This is a genomic window from Endozoicomonas atrinae (genome assembly GCF_001647025.1).
GTDB classification, from domain to species: Bacteria; Pseudomonadota; Gammaproteobacteria; order Pseudomonadales; family Endozoicomonadaceae; genus Endozoicomonas; species Endozoicomonas atrinae.
Window position 1 is genome coordinate 1 of record NZ_LUKQ02000730.1, and the last position, 604, is coordinate 604.

Here is a 604-nt window from a genome sequence, read left to right on the forward strand (position 1 = left end):
TGGACCTGACCGGATGGACGCTGCTCTTCACCCTGAAGTTTCACCGGATGCAGCCGGATGACGAGGCCGTGCTGCAAAAACGGATGACCGTATCCGGCACGACGGCGGTGATGTACCTGGCACCGGAAGAGACCAATGAGCTGACCCCCTACCGTTATGAGTTTGATGTTCAGGTCACCACGCCGGATGGTCAGGCGGTATCCACGGTGGCCATTGGAACGGTTGTTGTTCAGGCAGGCGTCACCCACGCATTGAGATAGGAGCCCTCGATGGCCAACGAAACGACGGTGGTCGCCACCCTTGGTAACGGCGTGGCCGTGGTGGCTGCCCAGCAGCAGAGCATTGCCGAAGACCGGCAGGCGATTGAGGAAGCCCTGGCCACGGGGTTGCCACAGATCGAAGAGGCTGTGGGGCGTGCCGATGCCCTGTCCAGCTCGCTGTGGGCGATGACCACGGAAAACCGGCAGCTCAACAGCAACATCACCCAGCACCATGGCGATATCCAACGCTGGCACGATGCCCATGAGGCCGACAAGTTGCAACTGACCGCCATGAAAAACGAGATGGAGGTATTGCATGACTCGGTGGCAGACCTGGTGAACCA

The 604-nt window shown here is 60.3% G+C and carries 2 protein-coding genes; both read left to right on the forward strand.

Annotated elements, in window-relative coordinates; translation table 11 throughout:
* Nucleotides 1-260 (forward strand): hypothetical protein (locus AK963_RS34315; protein WP_175404780.1); only part of this gene is annotated, 260 nt, incomplete at its 5' end.
* A 9-nt stretch (nt 261-269) separates the two neighbouring features.
* A partial coding sequence (locus AK963_RS30330; RefSeq protein ID WP_139117832.1) for a hypothetical protein occupies nt 270-604 on the forward strand: 335 nt, incomplete at its 3' end.